2 protein-coding genes are annotated in these 1,757 nt (G+C 67.7%); both read left to right on the top strand.

Annotation, left to right across the window (positions count from 1 at the left end):
* On the top strand, window positions 1-1,007 hold a 1,007-nt coding region (locus WB508_RS09590), incomplete at its 5' end, for a hypothetical protein (protein WP_423844661.1).
* 3 nt (window positions 1,008-1,010) lie between these two features.
* Window positions 1,011-1,757 (top strand): HAD family hydrolase (locus WB508_RS09585; RefSeq protein WP_423844660.1); only part of this gene is annotated, 747 nt, incomplete at its 3' end.

Raw genomic sequence — 1,757 nt, 5'->3', positions numbered from 1 at the left:
GTCCACCCCTGTCTCTGCGGGAGGCGCTGGCCGACGCCGGCGCGCGAGCTGACAGCGACGACCTCACCGACCTGGTGCCGCGCGTCGCCTTCGAGGTGGCACACCGCATCAACGCCGCCACGCCGATCACTCCGGCTGCTCTGGTGACCTTCGGCCTGCTCGACAACGACGGTCGGGCCATGACGTTGGCCGAGACACTGGCTGTTCTTGAACCGCTGGTTGCCTACGTGCGTCTTCGACAGCTGCCGCTCACGGCAGACGTCGACCTGGGCCGCCCTGAGGGCTTGCGTCGAGCGCTGGCCACTCTGGTGCGCGAGGGGGTCGTGGTCGAGTACACCGGCGGCCTCGAACCCGTGTACGCCATCGCGCCCGACCGACAGCACGAGGCAGCCTTCTACCGCAACACCGTCACGCACTACTTCATCAACCGCGCGATCCTGGAGGTGGCACTCGTCCAGGCGTGCGGCGACACGGCAGACGCGAACGTCGTGTCGGCGACCTGGACTCGTGCGCTGGCGCTGCGCGACTTGCTCAAGTATGAATTCTTCTTCGCGACCAAGTCCGAGTTCGACACCCAGATGCGATATGAGACTGATGTCGTGAGTCCGGGCTGGGCCGAACAGAGCCCCACCACGGAGGGGGTCATCAAACAGCTCTCGGACTCGCACCTGCTGCTGGCGCACCGCGTGATCGGCCCCTTCCTCGAGGCCTATTCGGTGGTGGCTGATCGATTGGTCACACGCGAGCCCGCCGCACCGCTGGACGGCGACGGACTGATCGCCGAGAGCCTCGGCGTCGCGCACCAGCGCTGGCTGCAGCAGGACCTCCATTCGCCCGAGTCCATCTCCAAGGACCTCATGGGTGGGGCACTCAAGCTGGCCGGAAACCGGGATCTGGTCGCTCCCGGTGGCGACGAGCTGGTGCAGTCCCGCCAACGGTTCGCCGACGAGCTCGCCGCAGCGGTTCGGGCCATCGAAATCGTCCGCTCCCTTGCTCTGAAGGACTGATCCGTGGCTGACATCGACCGGCTGCTCGCAGCCGTGGCTGCCGGGCCCCAAGGCCCGGAGGTGGGCGCCTTCTTCGACTTCGACGGCACCTTGATCCACGGATACTCCGCAGTGTTGTACTTCCGGCAGAGGCTGGCGGATCGGGCGGTGAGCCCGCACGAGCTTCTGGGCACGCTCGTCGAGGTCTTCAACATGCAGCAGCGTGGACACGACGTCACGCGCCTGGTCGGCGTCGGCCTCGGTGCGTTGCGCGGCACTGCGCTGACCGACCTGGAGGAGATGGGGCAACAACTCTTCCGATCACGCATCTCCGGACAGCTGTACCCCGACGCCCGCAGGCTCGTCCGAGCCCATCTGCGAGCCGGTCACACGGTGGCGCTGGCATCCTCCGCCACCAGATTCCAGGCCCAGGCAGCCGCCGAAGATCTTGGTATCCAGCACCTGCTCGTCACCGAGGTGGAGACGGTGGACGGGGTGGTGACCGGACACGTCGATGGTCCGATCCTCTGGGGTCCGGGCAAGGCTGACGCCGTCACGGCGTTCGCCGAGGAACGAGGCCTCGACCTCGGCGAGTCATATGCCTACGGCAACGGGGGAGAGGACGTCCTCTACCTGCAGACCGTGGGCCGCCCGCGGCCCTTGAACGCCGACAGCACCCTCACCCGGGCCGCCGAGGACTTCGGCTGGCCGGTGCATCGTCTGCACCGCCAGCGTCGGCGCACGCCGGTCAACATCGTCCGCTCGGCGGCA

This window comes from Aeromicrobium sp., assembly GCF_049586495.1.
Lineage (GTDB): Bacteria > Actinomycetota > Actinomycetes > Propionibacteriales > Nocardioidaceae > Aeromicrobium.
Note: the sequence above shows the minus strand (reverse complement) of the source record. Positions and strands in the feature narration are given on the sequence as shown.